The organism is Jannaschia pagri (assembly GCF_019655435.1).
Taxonomy (GTDB): Bacteria; Pseudomonadota; Alphaproteobacteria; order Rhodobacterales; family Rhodobacteraceae; genus Jannaschia; species Jannaschia pagri.
In genome coordinates this window covers 104314-122750 of record NZ_BPFH01000002.1, presented here as the reverse complement: position 1 = coordinate 122750, position 18437 = coordinate 104314, and the positions used below count along the sequence as shown (strand labels likewise).

Annotated in this window: 15 protein-coding genes and 1 tRNA gene; 9 read left to right on the top strand and 7 right to left on the bottom strand. The window is 63.8% G+C overall.

Annotated features, from left to right (window positions below; all coding sequences use genetic code 11):
- Positions 1-136 precede the first annotated feature (136 nt).
- On the top strand, positions 137-523 hold the full coding sequence (locus K5R33_RS05425; RefSeq protein ID WP_220747999.1) for a DUF2147 domain-containing protein: 387 nt from the start codon (positions 137-139) through the stop codon (positions 521-523).
- An 89-nt stretch (positions 524-612) separates the two neighbouring features.
- On the opposite strand, the gene hisH is transcribed toward K5R33_RS05425, so the two are convergent.
- From hisH to K5R33_RS05410, 3 genes are all read right to left on the bottom strand, one after another.
- Positions 613-1251 (bottom strand): imidazole glycerol phosphate synthase subunit HisH, encoded by a 639-nt coding sequence (gene hisH, locus K5R33_RS05420; RefSeq protein ID WP_220747998.1) that lies wholly within the window; start codon positions 1249-1251, stop codon positions 613-615.
- Position 1252: 1 nt separating this feature from the next.
- On the bottom strand, positions 1253-1840 hold the full coding sequence (hisB, locus tag K5R33_RS05415; protein WP_220747997.1) for an imidazoleglycerol-phosphate dehydratase HisB: 588 nt from the start codon (positions 1838-1840) through the stop codon (positions 1253-1255).
- A gap of 166 nt (positions 1841-2006) precedes the next feature.
- A tRNA-Gly gene (locus tag K5R33_RS05410) sits at positions 2007-2081 on the bottom strand.
- A gap of 195 nt (positions 2082-2276) precedes the next feature.
- On the opposite strand from K5R33_RS05410, the gene K5R33_RS05405 reads away from it, so the two are divergent.
- Complete coding sequence (locus K5R33_RS05405) at positions 2277-2732, top strand: VOC family protein (protein WP_220747996.1); 456 nt, start codon at positions 2277-2279, stop codon at positions 2730-2732.
- Positions 2733-2784: 52 nt separating this feature from the next.
- Here the strand turns inward: K5R33_RS05405 and K5R33_RS05400 are convergent, their stop codons facing one another.
- Positions 2785-3534, bottom strand: coding sequence for a hypothetical protein (locus tag K5R33_RS05400; RefSeq protein WP_220747995.1), 750 nt, complete (start codon positions 3532-3534; stop codon positions 2785-2787).
- Positions 3535-3697: 163 nt separating this feature from the next.
- Positions 3698-7138 carry a pyruvate carboxylase gene (locus tag K5R33_RS05395; RefSeq protein WP_220747994.1) on the bottom strand — a complete coding sequence of 1147 codons (3441 nt, stop codon included), beginning with the start codon at positions 7136-7138 and terminating at the stop codon, positions 3698-3700.
- A 220-nt stretch (positions 7139-7358) separates the two neighbouring features.
- On the opposite strand from K5R33_RS05395, the gene K5R33_RS05390 reads away from it, so the two are divergent.
- Together K5R33_RS05390 and K5R33_RS05385 are read left to right on the top strand one after the other, a co-directional pair.
- On the top strand, positions 7359-7730 hold the full coding sequence (locus K5R33_RS05390; protein WP_220747993.1) for a hypothetical protein: 372 nt from the start codon (positions 7359-7361) through the stop codon (positions 7728-7730).
- Between the two features lie 139 nt (positions 7731-7869).
- Positions 7870-10293, top strand: a complete 2424-nt coding sequence (locus tag K5R33_RS05385; protein ID WP_220747992.1) for an ATP-dependent helicase — start codon at positions 7870-7872, stop codon at positions 10291-10293.
- A 90-nt stretch (positions 10294-10383) separates the two neighbouring features.
- On the opposite strand, the gene K5R33_RS05380 is transcribed toward K5R33_RS05385, so the two are convergent.
- Positions 10384-11631 (bottom strand): Hsp70 family protein, encoded by a 1248-nt coding sequence (locus tag K5R33_RS05380; RefSeq protein ID WP_220747991.1) that lies wholly within the window; start codon positions 11629-11631, stop codon positions 10384-10386.
- Between the two features lie 487 nt (positions 11632-12118).
- Positions 12119-12337 carry a DUF1127 domain-containing protein gene (locus tag K5R33_RS05375; RefSeq protein ID WP_220747990.1) on the bottom strand — a complete coding sequence of 73 codons (219 nt, stop codon included), beginning with the start codon at positions 12335-12337 and terminating at the stop codon, positions 12119-12121.
- 450 nt (positions 12338-12787) lie between these two features.
- Between K5R33_RS05375 and K5R33_RS05370 the strand changes: the two genes are divergently transcribed.
- The 5 genes from K5R33_RS05370 (at position 12788) to K5R33_RS05350 (ending at position 18417) form a co-directional block, all read left to right on the top strand.
- Positions 12788-13867, top strand: coding sequence for an Mrp/NBP35 family ATP-binding protein (locus K5R33_RS05370; RefSeq protein ID WP_220747989.1), 1080 nt, complete (start codon positions 12788-12790; stop codon positions 13865-13867).
- Positions 13868-14702: 835 nt separating this feature from the next.
- On the top strand, positions 14703-15209 hold the full coding sequence (locus tag K5R33_RS05365; RefSeq protein ID WP_220747988.1) for a division/cell wall cluster transcriptional repressor MraZ: 507 nt from the start codon (positions 14703-14705) through the stop codon (positions 15207-15209).
- A complete protein-coding gene (rsmH, locus tag K5R33_RS05360) occupies positions 15209-16189 on the top strand; it encodes a 16S rRNA (cytosine(1402)-N(4))-methyltransferase RsmH (RefSeq protein ID WP_220747987.1) in 981 nt (326 codons plus the stop codon). The genes K5R33_RS05365 and rsmH overlap by 1 nt, the downstream gene beginning before the upstream one ends.
- Positions 16190-16624, top strand: coding sequence for a cell division protein FtsL (gene ftsL / locus K5R33_RS05355; RefSeq protein ID WP_220747986.1), 435 nt, complete (start codon positions 16190-16192; stop codon positions 16622-16624). It begins immediately after the preceding gene.
- Entirely contained in the window at positions 16621-18417 is a 1797-nt protein-coding gene (locus K5R33_RS05350; protein WP_220747985.1) for a peptidoglycan D,D-transpeptidase FtsI family protein, read from the top strand. The genes ftsL and K5R33_RS05350 overlap by 4 nt, the downstream gene beginning before the upstream one ends.
- The last annotated feature ends 20 nt before the right edge of the window (positions 18418-18437 follow it).

The window sequence follows — 18437 nt, the reverse complement described above, 5'->3', positions numbered from 1 at the left end:
CGCTAGGGGCATCCGGCGATGCGGTGACCTAAGGGTTTACTTGTCGTTAGGGAACATGCGCTTTGCCGAAACGTCACACTTGCTTCAGTGCGTGGCCCGCCGCCACCCTTCGCCCACTCACGAGGGAGGAAAAACCATGAAGAACTTTGCGCTGGCCGTCGCGGCCGTCCTGGGCCTGGCCACCGCTGCCGCCGCTGACCCCATCGAAGGCGTTTGGCAGACCCAACCCGACGACGGGTCCTACGCGCTTGTGACCATCGCACCCTGTGGTGCCAACTTCTGTGGAACCATCACCCGGACGTTCAACGCGGGCGGGGAATACAACTCGCCCAACAAGGGTAAGCAGATCGTCCGCAATATGGCCGCGCAAGGCGGTGGCGCCTACGAAGGACGCGTGTGGCGGCCCTCGAACGACAAAGTCTACCTGGGCAAAATCCAACTCTCGGGAAATCAGATGTCCCTGCGCGGCTGCGTCGCCGGAGGCCTAATCTGCGCGCGTCAAAGCTGGGTCAAGGTGCAGTAGCCTGCGCTTCTTCTCGGCAAAAATACATCCGGGGGGTCCGGGGGGCTGGCCCCCCGGTTGGTCGGCCCGATCCCATCGGGCCGAAACAGCTAGGGCGCCCACCGTAGAAAATTCGCGATCAGGCGCAGACCTGTGGCCTGGCTCTTTTCCGGGTGGAATTGTGTGCCGACCACCGTGTCGCGGGCGACAATGGCCGTGACCTCGCCGCCGTAGTCCACATGGGCCAAGCGGTCGGTCCGGTCGGCCATGGTCATGGCATAGGAATGGACGAAATAGGCGTGGTCGCCGGTGCTCACCCCGTCCAAGACCGGATGCGCGCCCGTCACCACCAGATCGTTCCAGCCCATGTGCGGCACCTTCATCGCCGCATCCGAGGGCACGATCCGATCAATGGTGCCACCGATCAGATCAAAGCCCGCCACGTCCTCATACTCGCGGCCCGTGGTGGCGAGCATCTGCATGCCCACGCAAATCCCCAGGAAGGGGACGGCGCGGCGGGTCACGGCCTCCAACACGGCCTCTTCCAACCCGTCAAAGGCCTGCAAGCCCCGACGGCAGGCCGGGAAGGCTCCGTCACCGGGCAGCACGACGCGGTCTGCGCGGGCCACATCTTCGGGGCGTTGGGTGACCAAGATGTCGCCCGCATTGGTTTCGCGGGCCATCCGCTCGAATGCCTTTTGGGCGGAGTGCAGATTGCCGCTGTCGTAGTCGACCAGAACCGTCAGCACGTCACAATGTCCCCTTGGTGGAGGGCACGGCATCGGCCTTGCGCGGGTCGACCTCCAGCGCGTCGCGCAGGGCGCGGGCGACGGCCTTAAAGGCGGCCTCGGCGATGTGATGGCTGTTGACGCCGCGCAGGCCGTCCACATGCAGGGTGATCCCACCATGGGTGGACAGGGCTTGGAAGAACTCCCGCACCAGTTCCGTGTCGAAGGTTTTGATCTGGGGCGCGGTCATCTGCACCTCCCAAGCGAGCCAAGGCCGGCCCGACAGGTCGAGCGCCGCGCGCACCAGCGCGTCGTCCATGGGCAGCAGGCAGGACCCGTAGCGGCGGATGCCGCGCTTATCGCCCATAGCTTGAGTCAGGGCCTGACCGATGGCGATACCCACGTCTTCGACCGTGTGGTGGTCGTCGATGTGCAGATCCCCGTCGCAGCGCACTGTGATGTCGATCAGGGCATGGCGCGCCAATTGGTCCAGCATGTGGTCGAAAAAGCCGACGCCCGTCTGGTTGTCGTAGGTGCCGGTCCCATCCAGGTCGAGCGTGACGGTGATGTCGGTCTCGGCGGTCTTGCGGGTGATGGTGGCGCGGCGCATGGCGGGGCTCCAATGACGGGGAACAACGGGCGCCGTATACGCAGACGCCGGTCAGGACGGAAGGGTAGCGGGCGCGGCCCTGAAATGGCTGCGACCGATTTATCGCAGGGGTTGGGGCCAAAACGACGACGGGTCGCCCAGAGGGCGACCCGATCGAGAACCAAACTGGAGCGGGCGATGAGATTCGAACTCACGACCCTAACCTTGGCAAGGTTATGCTCTACCCCTGAGCTACGCCCGCATCCGGTTGGTAGCGGCGAGATAGATAACCGGCGCCGGGGGCGCAAGAGGAAAATGCGCTTGATCGGGTCGGTTTCGTCATTGTCTCGGTTTCGGCGTCGTCATTGCTCCGATCCATGGGATCTGTCACGCTTGAGCGGGCGGCGGGAATGGTCGTCTCGCCAATGGTCATCCGGGCGAAGGGATGTTGGTGCGCATGAAGAATCCAGCCAAGGTCCATGCCCTGGGCGAAATCGCCATCCGTTGTGACGATGTCATCGGGATGCGGGATTTCTACCGCGACATCGTGGGGTTGGAGATCCTAGAGGATTTTGCGGACAGGAGCGGCATCGTGTTTTTCAAGGTGGCACCCGGGTTTGGTGGCCATACCACTGTGCTGGCCCTGTTCGACAAAACGGCTGGGGCCGCGCGCGGGCACCCAACCGGTCAGGCGGCACCGCGGACGGGCGCGGGGTCGTCGCTCCACCACCTGGCGTTGACCGTTGATCGCGCGGCCCAACCGGCCCTGCGAGACTTTCTCGACGCCCGGGGCGTGCCCCATCACACCGAGGTCTTCGATTGGATCGGTTGGCGCGGCGTTTTCATCCAGGACCCAGAGGGCAACACCGTCGAATTTGTCGCAGGTCCCGAACAGCGGGCAGAGGGGCCGTGAGCCGTCAGCTACCCTCTGTCCAAGGGATCAGGGGGCGGCCCCGACGCGAACCTTACTGAGCGTCCGGGTCGTTCAACCCGTCGATGGAGAAGTTATCGATCAGGAAGCTCTCATCGCCGGTGTCTTGGTTGAGATTCGCCTGGAACTCAAAGGAGAGGACGTTGGAACTGCTCCCGGGAAAGCTGGTCGGGTCCGTCACCGTAATCGATAGAGCCATCTGACTGTCGCGCCACCAGCTTTGGTTGCCGACAAAGCCGCCTAGCTGCACGTCCGTTTGCACGAGCGTCGATTCGACTTCGACGTTGGCGACGTTGTTTGACACGAATGTCGTGGTGTCCCCGTTTTTGATCACGCGACCGATTTCCGTATCGCCGAGGAAGATCGCGCCGTGGTCGCCGTCGCTGACGTCGTGGCTGTCCATGGCATAGAGATCGAACGCAATGGTCGTGCTCTCAATCCCGTCTGTCAGTTCGAAATCACGCTTCACGCTGGCGTTGTCGCCCGAGCCGCCCAGAGGGCCGAGCACCAAGCCAATCTGATCGCCCATATCCGTGACGTGACCACCGATCCAATCGCCGGAGCCGTTGTCGAAGCCATCATTGTAGGACAGCCCAACCGTTTCCGTGGTCGAACCCGAAAGCTCTCCCGTCACGGTGACAGACAGCGCGCGGTACCCTTCCTTCAGGACACCACTGGCGGCAATCGCAACCCCGCTGGCGGCGGCGGTGAGGACGACGTAATCGACGGTGACCGCGCCCTGGCAAGACGACAAGAAAGACGTGAAGGTGCGGATCAGGCGCATGACGGAGCACTCGGAACGGGACTAGAGGGGTCCTGCGTACCCAGCGGATCTGACCAAATCGTGCAGATCGGGGCGCGAAATTGTGTCGAATGCCCCGGATTAACCACGACAATGGTGGCTAAGGCGGCGTATTGGTTCCGCCTCAGCCGGGGATTGGTGTCGGTTACCCCAGTTCGATCAGCAGATCCTTGGCGTCGATCTGGGCGCCCGGCGTGACATGCACCGCCGTGATGGTGGCATCGCGGTCCGCATGCAGGCCCGTTTCCATCTTCATGGCTTCGATCGTCAGCAGCAGGTCCCCCTGTTTCACCTTGGCCCCGGGTTGGGCCACCACGCTGGCCACGACGCCGGGCATGGGGGCGCCCACGTGGTTGGGGTTGCCGGCCTCGGCCTTCGGCATCTTGACCGCCGTGCCCGCCACGCGGCGGTCCGGCACACGGATAACGCGGGGCTGGCCGTTCAGTTCAAAGAAGATCCGGGCATCCCCGTCATCGGTCGTGTCACCGCGTGCGACGCAGCGGATGACGAGGGTCACGCCCGGGTCGATCTCTGCCTCGATCTCTTCGCCCGGCTCCATGCCGTAGAAGAAGACGGGCGTGGGCAGGGCGCGGACGGGGCCATAGGTGGCGTGGCGCGCGGCATAGTCGGTGAAGACCTTCGGATACATGAGGTAGCCGTTTAGATCCTCATCATCGACAGTTTCGCCGATCTTGGCCTCGACTTCTTTGCGCACCGCTTCCAGATCGACGGGGGGCAGGTTCTTGCCCGGACGTTCGGTCGAAGGCTTCTCGCCCTTGAGCGCCTTCTTCTGGATGCCCTTGGGCCAGCCGCCGGGGGGTTGACCCAGGTTGCCGCGCATCATGTCCACGACGCTGTCGGGGAAGGCCACGTCCGTCTTGGCGTCTTGGACTTGATCGGTGGTCAGCCCCTGGGCCACCATCATCAGGGCCATGTCACCCACGACCTTGGACGAGGGCGTGACCTTAACGATGTCCCCGAACATCTGGTTCACGTCGGCGTACATTTGCGCGACCTCGTGCCAGCGTTCCTCCAACCCCATGGAGCGGGCCTGGGCCTTGAGGTTGGTGAACTGGCCGCCGGGCATTTCGTGCAGATAGACCTCGGAGGAGGGGGCCTGCATCCCGCTCTCAAAGGCCAAGTATTGGGCGCGTACGGCATCCCAATAGGTGTCGATCCGGCGCACGGCGGTCATGTCGATGCCGGTGTCGCGCGCATCGCCTTTGAGCGACGACACGATGGTGCCGAAGGTCGCCTGGGAGGTGTTGCCCGACAGGCTGTCCATGGCGACGTCGGCGGCATCCACACCCGCATCCGCTGCGGCCAGGATCGTGGCCGAGGCGATGCCCGCCGTGTCATGGGTGTGGAAGTGGACGGGCAGGCCGACCTCCTCCTTCAGGGCTTTGATCAGCACCCGCGCGGCGGCGGGTTTCAGCAGACCGGCCATATCCTTGAGGCCCAGGACGTGGGCGCCTGCGGCCTCCAACTCCTTGGCCATGGAGACATAGTACTTCAGGTCATACTTGGCGCGGTTCGGGTCGAGCAGGTCGCCGGTGTAGCAGACGGTGCCCTCACAGACCTTGCCGCTCTCGATTACCGCGTCCATGGCGACGCGCATGTTTTCGACCCAGTTGAGGCTGTCGAAGACGCGGAAGACGTCGATCCCCGTCTCGGCCGCTTGTTTGACGAAGGCCTGGACGACGTTGTCGGGATAGTTGGTGTAGCCCACGCCGTTGGACGCGCGCAGCAGCATCTGGGTCAGCAGGTTCGGCATGGCCGTGCGCAGGTCGCGCAGACGCTGCCACGGGCATTCCTGCAAGAAGCGATAGGCCACGTCGAAGGTCGCGCCGCCCCAGCATTCCATCGAGAAGAGCTGCGGCAGGTTGGCCGCATAGGCGGGCGCGACCTTGAGCATGTCGATGGACCGCATCCGGGTCGCCAGCAGGGACTGGTGCCCGTCGCGCATGGTCGTATCGGTCAGCAGCAGCCGGTCCTGGGCCAGCATCCAATCGGCCAGGGCCTTGGCGCCCTCCCGCTCCAGGATCTGCTTGGTGCCATCGGGGGGCGTGTCGGTGCTCAGCTTGGGCACCACGGGCGCGCGCACGTCGGCGGCGGGGCGGGGGCGACCCTCGGTCTCCGGGTGACCGTTGACCGAGATGTCGGCGATATAGGTCAGGATCTTGGTCGCCCGGTCGCGGCGGGGCGGGAAGTCGAACAGATCCGTGGATTCGTCGATGAACTTGGTCGTGTATTCATTCGACAGGAAGGTCGGATGCTTCAGCAGGTTCTCGACGAAGGCGATGTTGGTGCTGACGCCCCGGATACGGAATTCGCGCAATGCCCGGTCCATGCGCTTGATCGCGGCCTCGGGCGTGGGCGCCCAGGCGGTGACCTTGGTCAGCAGGCTGTCGTAATACCGCGTGATGACGGCGCCGGAATAGGCCGTGCCTTCGTCCAAGCGCAGGCCCATGCCGGTGGCGGCGCGGTAGGTGGTGATGCGCCCATAATCGGGGATGAAGTTGTTGGTCGGGTCTTCGGTCGTGACGCGGGTTTGAAGCGCGTGCCCGTCCAGCTTGACGTCATACTGGCTGGCGACGCCCGTGGCCTCGGTCAGGCTCTTGCCCTCGGCGATCTTGATCTGGGCCTGGACGATGTCGATGCCGGTCACCTCCTCGGTGACGGTGTGTTCCACCTGCACGCGGGGGTTCACCTCGATGAAGTAGAACTCGCCCGAGTCCATATCCATCAGGAACTCGACCGTGCCCGCGCATTCATAGTTGACGTGTTCGCAGATCTTCTTGCCCAGGTTGCAGATTTGCTCGCGCTGGGTGCCGCTGAGGTAGGGGGCAGGGGCGCGTTCCACGACCTTTTGGTTGCGGCGCTGGACCGAGCAGTCCCGCTCATAGAGGTGGTAGGTATTGCCATGCTTGTCGCCCAGCACCTGCACCTCCACGTGGCGGGCGCGGGTGATCATCTTTTCCAGATAGCCTTCGCCGTTGCCGAAGGCGGCCTCGGCCTCCCGGCGGCCTTCCAGGACCTTTTCCTCCAACTCATCCTCGGAGAAGATCGGCCGCATCCCGCGCCCGCCCCCGCCCCAGGAGGCCTTGAGCATCAGAGGATAGCCGACCTGGGCGGCTTCGGCCTTGATAGCGGCCATGTCGTCCCCCAGCACCTCGGTGGCGGGGATGACGGGCACGCCCGCTTCGATGGCCACGCGTCGAGCGCTCGCCTTATCGCCGAGCTTCCTCATCGTTTCGGCCTTTGGACCGATGAAAGTAATACCCGCCTCGGTACAGGCGTCCACGAACTCCGGGTTCTCGGACAGCAGACCATAGCCCGGGTGGATCGCGTCGGCGCCCGAGGCTTTGGCGACGCGGATGATCTCTGGGATCGACAGATACGCGGCGACCGGCCCGAGGCCTTCCCCGATCTTGTACGCCTCATCCGCCTTGAAGCGATGCAGGCCTAGTTTGTCCTCCTCGGCGTAGACGGCGACCGTCTTCTTCCCCATCTCGTTTGCGGCGCGCATCACGCGGATGGCGATCTCTCCGCGGTTGGCGATGAGGATTTTCTGAAAGTCGGCCATGTGGTCCCCCGAGGTCGAATTTGGTGACGGTTTCGTAACGGCATCGTCAGAAAGCGGCAACTTGCGGTGATTGGGTATGGTGGCGCTAACGAAAAGAAAAGGCCTTGGACGGCGCGCGGGACGTCAAAAGCGCAAGACATTGTGGTCAGATTGGGTAACATCTTGTCGCGTGCGGTCTCACCAAAGACCTTGTCGCAGAACTTTTTTCACGGAGCACGTTATGGATCGCCGATACTTTTTAACTTTTGCAGCCGCCGCGACGCTCACACTGGCGGCGTGTAACGCGTCGAACGCCCCCTCAGGGGCATCGGCGGACCCCCGCTTTGCGGCGTTTCAAGGGGTTTGGACCGGGCAGCAGGTGAGGTTGAACGGCTCGACCCGCCCGATGACGATCACAATCGCGGCCGATGGGTCCTACAGCTGGGTCAGTGAAGGCACCAAGGTGACGGATGGTCGATTGGTCTATCGCGGGGATCAGTTGGGCTACGTGAACGACGCCGGATCCCAAGGGACCGTGACCGAGATTGGCGAGACGTTGGCGTTCAGCAATACCTTCACCGGCGACAATTATACCGTGACCGTAAGTCGCTGAGGACGCACTCCCCGTTTGCGGTGTCACGGGTGACCCGTGACAAGCCCCGGGTTTTCACCCGGGGCGCTCCCCTAAGTCACACGGAACACACCAAGAACACGGGCTTTCCTTGTGGGGCCGCCCGGGCTATCTGTTTGCCATGAGCTTTCACGACGACTCGGATGCCATGGAGGCGGCCAGCCTCTCCGCCCGTGCCATGTCTGCACGGCCTGCGCCCTATTTGGACGGGCTGAACCCAGCCCAGCGGTTGGCGGTGGAGACATTGGACGGCCCCGTCCTCATGCTGGCGGGGGCGGGCACGGGCAAGACCCGCGCCCTCACCGCGCGCATTGCGCATCTGATGTCCCAGGGACGGGCACGCCCGAACGAGATCTTGGCCGTGACCTTCACCAACAAGGCCGCCCGGGAGATGCGGGAGCGTGTGGGTAAGATGATGGGCCAGGTGGCGGAAGGGATGCCCTGGCTCGGCACCTTCCATTCGGTCTGCGTCAAGCTGCTGCGCCGCCATGCGGAACTGGTCGGTCGGCAGATCATGGTCAACGGCGACGCGCGGGATCTGCACCTGCGGTCAAATTTCACCATCCTCGACACGGATGATCAGAACCGGTTGCTCAAGCAACTCATCATCGCCGCCGAGATGGACGAAAAGAAATGGCCCCCCCGGATGCTGGGCGGGATCATCGACAATTGGAAGAACCGCGCCTGGACCCCCGACAAGGTCCCAGCCCATGAGGCGCAGGCTTTTGACGGGCGCGGGGTGGATCTCTACCGCCAGTATCAAGACCGGCTTCTGACCCTAAACGCGGTGGATTTCGGGGACCTGCTGCTGCACGTCATCCACATCTTCCAGACCCATGACGACGTGTTGGAGAAGTACCGGACTTGGTTCCGCTACATTCTGGTCGACGAGTATCAGGATACCAACGTGGCCCAATACCTGTGGCTGCGCCTGTTGGCCGGTGGGCATCGGAATATCTGCTGCGTCGGCGACGACGATCAGTCGATCTATGGCTGGCGCGGGGCCGAGGTGGGCAACATCCTGCGGTTCGAGAAGGACTTCGAAGGCGCCGAGGTCATTCGGTTGGAGCAGAACTATCGCTCCACCCCCCATATCCTGTCGGCGGCTTCCGGTGTCATTGCGGGCAATAAGGGGCGGCTGGGCAAGACGCTGTGGACCGAGGCTGAGGAGGGCGAAAAAGTTCGCCTGATCGGCCATTGGGACGGCGACGAAGAGGCCCGCTGGATCGGTGAAGAGGCCGAGGCCATGCAGGGCGGCACCCGTGGGATGGCGCCGTATTCGCTGGACGATATGGCTATTCTGGTCCGAGCGGCGCATCAGATGCGTGCCTTCGAGGATCGGTTCCTGACCATCGGGCTGCCTTACCGTGTGATTGGCGGTCCGCGGTTTTACGAACGGCTCGAAATCCGCGATGCCATGGCGTATTTCCGCGTTGTCGTCTCGCCCGACGACGACCTCGCGTTTGAGCGGATCGTGAACACGCCTAAGCGGGGCCTAGGTGATAAGGCGCAACAGACCATTCAGGTCATGGCGCGATCGAACGGCGTCTCCTTGCTGGAAGGCGCGCGGCTCTGCGTGCAGTCCAAGACCATCGGTGGCAAGGGCGGCAAGGCCCTGGGGGAACTGGTCAACGGCTTCGCCCGCTGGCGTGCCGAGCTGCTGGATGGGCGGGACCATATTCGCTTGGCCGAGGAAATCCTGGACGAAAGCGGCTACACCGGTTTCTGGCAGAACGAAAAGACGCCGGAGGCGCCCGGTCGGTTAGAAAACCTGAAGGAGTTGGTGAAGGCTCTGGAGGGGTTCGAGAACCTGCAAGGCTTCCTCGAACATGTCTCGCTGATCATGGACAATAACTCTGACGCCGAGGAAGAGCCAAAGATCACGCTGATGACTCTGCATGCGGCCAAGGGGTTGGAGTTTCCGGCGGTGTTCCTGCCGGGTTGGGAAGACGGGCTGTTCCCCTCCCAGCGGTCCATGGACGAAAGCGGCGTGAAAGGGTTGGAGGAGGAGCGGCGGCTGGCCTACGTGGGGATCACGCGGGCCGAGCAGGTCTGTACCATCAGTTTCGCAGCCAACCGCCGGGTCTATGGTCAATGGCAATCGGCGCTGCCATCGCGGTTTGTGGATGAACTGCCCGAGGCCCATGTAGAGGTTTTGACGCCCCCGGGCCTCTATGGCGGTGGATTCGGTGCGACTGGCATGGCGGCGGCGCAGCAGTCGGCCATGGGCGGTGGCGTGACCTCGAACTTGCAGGAGAAGGCCGCCAAGGCGGACGTCTACAACTCGCCCGGATGGCGGCGGCTGCAATCGAATGCGGCGCGACCCATTCGGCAGCCGTCTGAGGCGAAGAACCTGACCATCGATGCCAGCGCGGTCAGCGCGTTTGGCACGGGTGATCGGGTGTTCCACACCAAGTTCGGCTACGGTGAGGTGCAGGCGATCGAGGGCGACAAGCTTGAAGTGGCGTTTGACAAAGCCGGAACGAAGAAGGTCGTGGGGCGGTTCTTGATGCCCGCCGATCAGGCCGGAGATGTGCCTTTCTAGGGGCCGCTCGTCCGACGTGACCGTCGTCCTCGCGCGGGGTGCCGAGGTCAGGCGCCGGTGGCATTGGTTACACGGGGCTCTGTGGCTGCATCAGCGGTCCGCTGCCATGGCGAGACCTCGGGTCACGGCTGAAAAGACATCGTCCGTTACATGGGTGGCGGTCGGAAAGACCTCGGCCATGGTCGTCGGCACCAGGGACATGAGGCTAGACCCGCCCACATAAATCACGCGATCTACCTGGTCAGGGGAGACCCCCGCTTGGACGGCGGTGTCCAACGCACCGTCCCGTAGGGCCATTGCATGGGGGGCAAGCATCTCCTGCATGGCGGGCGCGGATAGGTCGGCCGTCAGCGCCCGCTCGACGACACCAAGGTCAATGCGCGCCCCATGCGCGCCCCGATTAGCGTCGATTTTTCCGACCTCCACGGCAAAGGCCAGATCATGGCCAAGCTCATCGGTGAGAACGTCCACCAAGCGTTGGAACGGCTTTGGTGTCTGGGCCAACTTGGCCATCTCTGCGACGGCCCGGCGGTTCTGCGCGGTGTAGAGGAACGGGATCTTTTCCCATGTGGCCAGGTCGTGGAAGATCGCTTTCGGCGCGCGCGTCGTTCCATCCCCAATCGCATTCCGCAACACGCCACCGCGCCCCAACAGTGGCATGACCGCCGCGATGCTGATCGCCCGATCAAAATCCGTGCCTCCGATGCGAATGCCGTGGGTTGCGAGGATCTCGATGCCCGACTCCGTGACGCGAAACAGCGAGAAGTCCGAGGTGCCGCCGCCGATATCCACGATCAGGCCCAATTCCCCCGCGTGGTCAGAGGCGCCGTTGGCCACCGCCGCCGCTTCGGGTTCGGGCAGGAACGCGATTTGGGTGAACCCGGCGGCCTCATAACACGCGCGGAGATCGGCCTCGGCTTGCGCTTCCCGAGGGTCATCCGCGCCGTGAAACACGACGGGACGCCCTGAGAGAACGCTGTCAAACGACCGGCCCATGTTCGCCTCGGCCCTGGCCTTAACCTCGGACAGAAACCGGCCGATAACCTCGACGAAGGTGACCCGTTCATTCAGGATTTGGCGCGGCTCATGCATCAGCGGCGTGCCGAGCACCCGTTTCAGCGCCCGCATAAAGCGCCCGTCCCGTCCTTCGAGAAGGGCGTCGTTTGCGGGGGTTCCGATTAGGGTTTCTCGGCTGTCGAAATCAAAGAAGAACGTCGTGGGCAGACCGGTTTCTCCGGGCGCCATTTCGATGAGGTGGGCGCGGCCATCGCACATGACGGCGGCGGCAGAGTTGGACGTGCCAAAATCGATGCCGAGGGTGTGACCGATGTTCGTCATTGGGTGTCCCTATGCCGCCCGTATTCAAGAAAACTGGCCTGTGGCGCAGCGGCGGGCCGTCGTCAACGGGGTGGGGGCAGAAACAAGAACGGCGGCGCCCAAGGGAGGAGGGGCACCGCCGTCTTTGTGTGATGGCTGCGCATATGGGAGGAAGCGCAGGCCATCTTCAGCGGAACCGACACGCAAATTGGGAGGACAGCGTATCGGGTCCAATCGACTGGGCGGAGGGAGGACCGCCAAGCGTCGAAGTCTATCTCTAACGCGGCACGCGCGTTGTTGTTCCCGACCGGATCCCGACGACGCCCAAATGGGAGGAGAAAGGCGCCGTCGGTCCGGTCTCGAAGACCCCAAGGGAGGTTGGGGCCAGGAACCTGCGATCCGATGGGAGGAAAGGATCGTCAGGCTGCAACATGGCCAAGGGAGGAAGGCCAGGTTGCGTCCCCGAGCCGCTCAAAGGGAGGAGGAAAGCGGCGCAGGGAAAGTCAGGTCACGCGCCGTAAGCGGCCTCGAACGCGACGGAGGCGATCATCGCCCGGCTCAGGCCCAGGTCGGCCAAGTCGCGGTTCGACAGTGCGGACAGTTCGTTGTACGTCTTGCGGTAGAGGCGCCACTTGGACCAATCCTGACGGATGGCGTCGAGGCGAGCCGCAACGCGGGCGCGCAGGGTGGAGGTGGCGGCCGAATTGCCGTAGGTGGTGTAAGCCATAACAGACCCTTTCGTTTGAAGGGGCGTTGTGCCCCCGGTTGGCGGTTGGACCGGATTGTCTCGACCCGCCGTGCTGTGTTGAGTGATATTTGGGGCCAATGCTGCGTTTGCACAACTCGGAGCCTCGTCATTGCCGCTATGCAGCATCTGCATAGGTGCGCCTGGTATCGGGTGACGTAGCAAGTGTTTGATCCAGCGGCCTTTTGCGATGCGCGGCAAAACTCGGCCTAAGACTTTTGGTGGACTTGACGGGTGGCTTGGTCATGCACGGGGTGGGTCATATTGCGTGCTGCGCGGCTGACAGGGGTAGGGCGCGGTGCGATCCGATTGCTATTGTCTGCCCCTGCCGGTCGGGTGGGTCCACCTCAGTGATGGGACACAGCCGCGCTTTGCCCTTGTCTTGGTGCGGGGGCAGCGCCACTTACTGCCTGCCATCTAAAGGAGATCCCGATGACCACCCGCGACGACGTTATGGCTGCGCTTGATCGGATCGCCTTGCCGGATGGGGGGTCATTGGTGTCGCGCGATATGATCCGGGCTGTCACGCTGGGCGGCGATGGTGTTTCTTTTGTGATTGAAGCCCCCTCCGCAGAGATTGCCCGCAAGATGGAGGCGATCCGCCAAGCGGCGGAGGGGTTGGTGGCTGACCTGCCTGGGGTGTCGCGCGTCCAAGCGGTGTTGTCCGCACCGACCGAGGCCAAGCAACCGCCATCCCTGAAATTGGGCGGTCACCCCAAACCCCAGGACGGGCCCATGCGCGTGCCGGGGGTTAAGCGCCTGTTGGCCATCGCATCGGGCAAAGGGGGCGTTGGCAAATCGACGGTCTCCTCCAACATTGCCGTGGCGCTTGCGAAACAGGGCCGTCGCGTCGGGCTGCTGGATGCCGATATTTATGGCCCGAGCCAGCCGCGGATGATGGGCGCCAGCAAGCGACCGGCGTCACCCGATGGGAAAACGATCCACCCGCTTCAGGCCCATGGGGTCACCTTGATGTCCATCGGCTTGATGCTGGGCGAGGACAAAGCGGTGGTCTGGCGGGGGCCGATGTTGATGGGCGCGCTCCAACAGATGCTGGGCCAAGTGGTTTGGACACATCACACCGGAGGGCAAGACCTGGATGTGCTGATCGTCGATCTGCCGCCTGGGACGGGTGATGTGCAACTGACGCTATGCACCAAGTCCGTGGTGGATGGCGCGATCGTTGTCTCTACGCCCCAGGATGTCGCCCTGCTGGACGCGCGCAAGGCGCTCGACATGTTCGCGACCCTCAAGACGCCGGTTGTGGGGCTGATCGAGAACATGTCTCTCTTCCATTGCCCCAAGTGTGGGTACGAGGCGGCGGTCTTCGGCACTGGTGGTGTCGTGGCGGAGGCCGAGCGCTTGGGCCTGCCGTTCCTTGGCGCTTTGCCTATCGACTTGGACACGCGGCTTGCCGGGGACAGTGGGCGACCCGTCGCGGCGGGAGAGGGGCCCATGGCCGAGGCCTTCGCCCGGATTGCGTCTGATTTGGTTGCGCGCGACCTGGCCTAGCCCCGAGCCCGCCTCGCCCGAGCAAGAGCGGCGCTCTGCGCGGAGGGTTTCGGTACCTAGGGTGGTCTTTCGCGCCCCTGGGGCGTCAGACCATGGGAACTTGTCCCACATTTGGGGTGTTTCGGATTTGTTGGGAAAGCGCCCCACCGATCTGGGGCGGCTTGCCCACGCGCGCCACCATTTGTCCAACCGCATCGACGTCGAATCGCGTTGATGCTGAGGCTCCGATTCGTGTCGCGCAGCGGCGTCCGCAGTAATCGCTTAATTTTAAGGTGTTTTGTCTTAAGTGAGCGGAAAAATCACGACGCAAGCATAAATCTGCGCATCCCGCGTGAGTCCCTGTATTGTTTTGTAACTGTGTAGATTTGGTCACGGCCTTCTTCTGGCGTAGCCAGATCTCCCACTTCTTACCATACAATATGTTGTTATATGTCAGCGTTAACACCACACATATTGGTTATCCACAGCGTATTCCACACCTGTGGATAATTTAGGCGGGAGGTTGTCCCAAATTCCGGGTAGCGCGATCCATCCTCCCATGGCATCAAATCCCCACGGAGCACGAGGGAAACACGGGTCACCAAACGAACCCATCCCGCACGAACGAGGCAGGACATACAGGCACTTTCCAACGTCTCCAGACGACGAAGATCCGAAACCGCGTAGCGAGCACATCATCCCCCCAGGTGACAGCGCGGATCGGAAGCCCGGACTACGGGGCAGGGCGGCGGCACGGGACTGGCAGACTCCCGCGCCGCCGCTTCCCGTTTAGGGGCACAAGCAGGCGCGACCCTTTGGGACGGGGTCGCAAACATAAGAGGGCGCAGAGGCCACGGTGGACGACCAGTTCAGGGGCAAACACACGGTTAAGGTTGACGGGAAGGGGCGCGTGTCCATCCCGGCGACCTTTCGCCGTGCCCTGGAAGCAAACCACCCAGGCCGCGCAGAAGGCGAGCCGGCCACCCTCTATATCTCGCAGTTGGAAACCGAGCCTTTCCTGACCTGCATGACCCATACCTTCATGGCGGACATGACCCAGAGCATCAAAAAGATGCACAAGGGCGATCCCCGTCGCGAAGCCCTCGAAGAATTCATCTATGAGAACGTCCACGAGCTGTCGTTAGACGCCAACGGCCGATGCAACATGCCGAAATCTCTCCGCGATCATGCTGGTTTGGGGGATGAGATCATCTTCGGCGGGCGCGGTGATACTTTTCGGATCTACTCGCCAGATGTGCCGCGCGCGGCCGTCTCCAAACTGTCGCAACAGATGTCGCAACTGCCGCCGGGCACCTCGATCTTTGCGCTGCTCCCCCAAGACGACGCGGGCGAGGGCACCTGATGACCGAGGCGGCCCCCCATGTGCCTGTCCTCCTGCAGCCGATCCTCGATGCCGTGGCGCCCTTGTCCGGGACCTGGATCGACGGAACCATGGGGGCAGGGGGTTATAGCCGGGCCCTGTTGGAGGCGGGTGCATCCCACCTAATCGGGTTGGATCGTGATCCGCTGGCCCATGATATGGCCGCGGCCTGGGGCGCACCCTACGGTGATCGCCTGCAGACCGTTAAGACAGTGTTTTCACGCATGGATGAGGTCGCGACGGGCGTCGATGGCGTGGTCCTGGATCTGGGCGTTAGTTCTATGCAGTTGGACCGGGCCGACCGGGGGTTCAGCTTTCTGCGGGACGGGCCGCTGGACATGCGCATGGGCGATGATGGGCTGACGGCCGCCGATATCGTTAATGATGCGCCCGAGGGCATGCTGGCCGATATTCTGCATCGCTACGGCGAAGAGCGCGCCGCACGCCGCATTGCGCGTGCGATCATTCGGACGCGGACCGAAACGCCGTTCGTGTCTACCTTGCAACTGGCCGAGACTGTCGCCGCCAACCTGCCGCGGCCCAAGCCGGGCCAAAGCCACCCCGCGACCCGCAGCTTTCAGGCGATCCGCATCGCCGTGAACGATGAATTTGGCGAGTTGGCCGAGGGCCTTCAGGCCGCTGAGCGTGCGCTCGCCCCTGGAGGTTGGCTGGCCGTTGTGACCTTCCATTCGGTTGAGGATCGGGCGGTGAAGCGGTTCTTGGCGGCGCGCTCCGACGCGGGCGGGGGCGGCAGCCGTCACTTACCCGAGCGGGCCGCCCGCGCGCCTGCCTTCGAGGTGGTCGGCAAGGCCATCGGCCCGACCGAGGCCGAGGTCGCGGCCAACCCCCGCGCTCGGTCCGCACGCCTGCGCGTGGCGCGGCGCACCGATGCGCCCGCTGGCACCGTCACCCGGCGGGAGTTGGGTCTGCCCGAGGCTGTGATATCCAAAGGAATGAGTTAGATGCGTGGTCTTCTATACACACTTTCGGTGATTGCCGTCGTGGCCCTGGGCTTTTGGGCGTACCGCGAAGGGTATGAGACGCGCGCCTCCGAAAAGGCCGTCGCCGCGTTGGAGCGTCAGATCGGCCAACGCCATCAGGAGCTGTCGATGCTGCGCGCGGAATGGGCCTATCTGAACCGGCCCGACCGCCTTCATGCGCTGGCCGAGATGAATTTTGAACGGCTGGGCCTCATGGCGCTCTCGCCCGACCATTTCGCGCTGACCGATCAAGTCGGATACCCGCCGCCGGAGCCGCCCGCGTCCGAGGCCCTGGCCGAAGCGCTGGCCGAAGACCTGAGCGACGTCATCATCATGAACCACCGCTACGGCGCCGACGTCGAGGCGACGCTGATCGCCCCGCCCACCCTGGCTGACGATGGGGAGCAATTGCCATGATCTTTCGCCGCCGAGGTCGTCCGCAACCGACCGACCCCTTTGTGCCGGTAACGCCGACCGTCCCCCGTGCGCCCGAACCTGCGCCGGTGGTCCCCCGCGAAAACCCAGAGATCGGGCGCCTGCGCGCCGAACGGCGGCTCAAGTTCACGGCCTCCTGCTTTGTCCTGGGCTTTGCGGTCGTCGCCATCAAGATGGGGGCCATCGCCGCCTCGGAGGCGCGGGAACCTGCCACCGGCTCTCTGCTAGGCGCCAGTATCGTTAGCCAGCGGGCCGATATCACCGACCGGGAAGGTCGGGTCCTGGCCACGAATGTGACCGCGACGGCCCTCTATGCGCAGCCCCATAAGATGGTCGATCCAGTGGCCGCCGCCCAAGGGCTGGCCGCGATCTTCCCGGATATGAACGCCGAGACCTGGACCCGTCGCTTCACCTCCGGCTCCAAGTTCTATTGGCTCAAGGGCAACATCTCGCCGGAGCAGCAGCAGGCCGTCCATGATCTGGGAGAGCCGGGGCTTCTGTTTGGAAGTCGCGAGATGCGGCTCTATCCCAACGGCCCCCTGGCCGCCCATTTGCTGGGGGGCGCCCGATACGGCGAACAAGATGTGCGCGCCGCCGAGATCAAGGGTGTCGCGGGCGTGGAAAAGACCTTCAACGGCTTCCTGTCCGACCCCGCGCAAGAAGGCGCGCCTTTGCGCCTGTCCATCGACATGCCCGTGCAGACGGCGGTGGAGCAGGTGCTCTACGGCGGGATGCGCCTGATGAACGCCAAGGGCGCGGCGGCCATTTTGATGGATATTCACACCGGCGAGGTGATTTCGCTGGCCTCGCTGCCCGATTTCGACCCCAACGACCGGCCCCGCCCCGCGACCGAAGGGGACCCGGGCGATAGCCCGCTGTTCAACCGCGCGGTGCAGGGGGTCTATGAACTCGGCTCCACCTTTAAGATCTTCACCGCCGCGCAATCCCTGGAACTGGGCCTGACAAATGCGGGCACGATGATCGACACCCGGGGGCCGTTGCGGCAGGGACGATTCAGCATTCGGGACTTCGACAACTACGGGCCCCGCCTGTCGGTGACCGATGTCATTCGCAAGTCGTCGAACATCGGCACGGCGCGCATGGCGCTGGACATCGGGGGCGCGCGTCAACGGGCCTTTCTGGAGTCGCTCGGCTTCATGGAGCCGACCCCGCTTGAGTTGATTGAGGCGCCCGGCATTCAGCCCCTGGTGCCCGAGCGTTGGCCGGACATCACCACAATGACCGTCAGCTATGGGCATGGTTTGTCGGCCTCTCCATTGCACCTTGCGGTGGGGTATGCTTCGCTTCTGAATGGGGGGACGCGGGTGACGCCAACCCTTTTGGCGCGGGATGATCCCCCGCCGCCTGGTCCCCGTATCATCAGCCCGCGCGTCTCGGCCGAAGCGCGTCACATGCTGCGCCGTGTGGTCATGGAAGGCACCGCCTCCATGGGGGAAGTCGCGGGCTATCAGGTTGGCGGCAAGACAGGTACAGCCGATAAGCCCAAGTACACCGGGGGATATTGGGACGATAAGGTCATCTCGACCTTTGCCAGTGTTTTCCCTGCCTATGACCCGAAATACGTCCTTGTGGTCAGCCTGGACGAGCCCGAAATCGAGGCGGCGGGCGAGGCGCGGCGGACGGCGGGTTGGACGGCTGTGCCCGTCTCCTCGGAAATCGTGCGCCGGGTCGCGCCGTTGATGGGGCTGCGCCCGAACTTCGACCCCGGGCGCGACGATTTCGGTGCATATCTGACACAGGCTGCCGCACGCTGATGGACGGGCGCGGCGTCGCA

Bases quoted from the DNA above. Each gene is read 5' to 3' on its own strand.
- K5R33_RS05425 (WP_220747999.1), top strand. From the start codon at position 137: ATGAAGAACTTTGCGCTGGCCGTCGCGGCCGTCCTGGGCCTGGCCACC.
- hisB (WP_220747997.1), bottom strand. From the start codon at position 1,840: ATGCGCCGCGCCACCATCACCCGCAAGACCGCCGAGACCGACATCACC.
- K5R33_RS05405 (WP_220747996.1), top strand. From the start codon at position 2,277: ATGAAGAATCCAGCCAAGGTCCATGCCCTGGGCGAAATCGCCATCCGT.
- K5R33_RS05400 (WP_220747995.1), bottom strand. From the start codon at position 3,534: ATGCGCCTGATCCGCACCTTCACGTCTTTCTTGTCGTCTTGCCAGGGC.
- K5R33_RS05395 (WP_220747994.1), bottom strand. From the start codon at position 7,138: ATGGCCGACTTTCAGAAAATCCTCATCGCCAACCGCGGAGAGATCGCC.
- K5R33_RS05390 (WP_220747993.1), top strand. From the start codon at position 7,359: ATGGATCGCCGATACTTTTTAACTTTTGCAGCCGCCGCGACGCTCACA.
- K5R33_RS05385 (WP_220747992.1), top strand. From the start codon at position 7,870: ATGAGCTTTCACGACGACTCGGATGCCATGGAGGCGGCCAGCCTCTCC.
- K5R33_RS05380 (WP_220747991.1), bottom strand. From the start codon at position 11,631: ATGACGAACATCGGTCACACCCTCGGCATCGATTTTGGCACGTCCAAC.
- K5R33_RS05375 (WP_220747990.1), bottom strand. From the start codon at position 12,337: ATGGCTTACACCACCTACGGCAATTCGGCCGCCACCTCCACCCTGCGC.
- K5R33_RS05370 (WP_220747989.1), top strand. From the start codon at position 12,788: ATGACCACCCGCGACGACGTTATGGCTGCGCTTGATCGGATCGCCTTG.
- rsmH (WP_220747987.1), top strand. From the start codon at position 15,209: ATGACCGAGGCGGCCCCCCATGTGCCTGTCCTCCTGCAGCCGATCCTC.
- ftsL (WP_220747986.1), top strand. From the start codon at position 16,190: ATGCGTGGTCTTCTATACACACTTTCGGTGATTGCCGTCGTGGCCCTG.
- K5R33_RS05350 (WP_220747985.1), top strand. From the start codon at position 16,621: ATGATCTTTCGCCGCCGAGGTCGTCCGCAACCGACCGACCCCTTTGTG.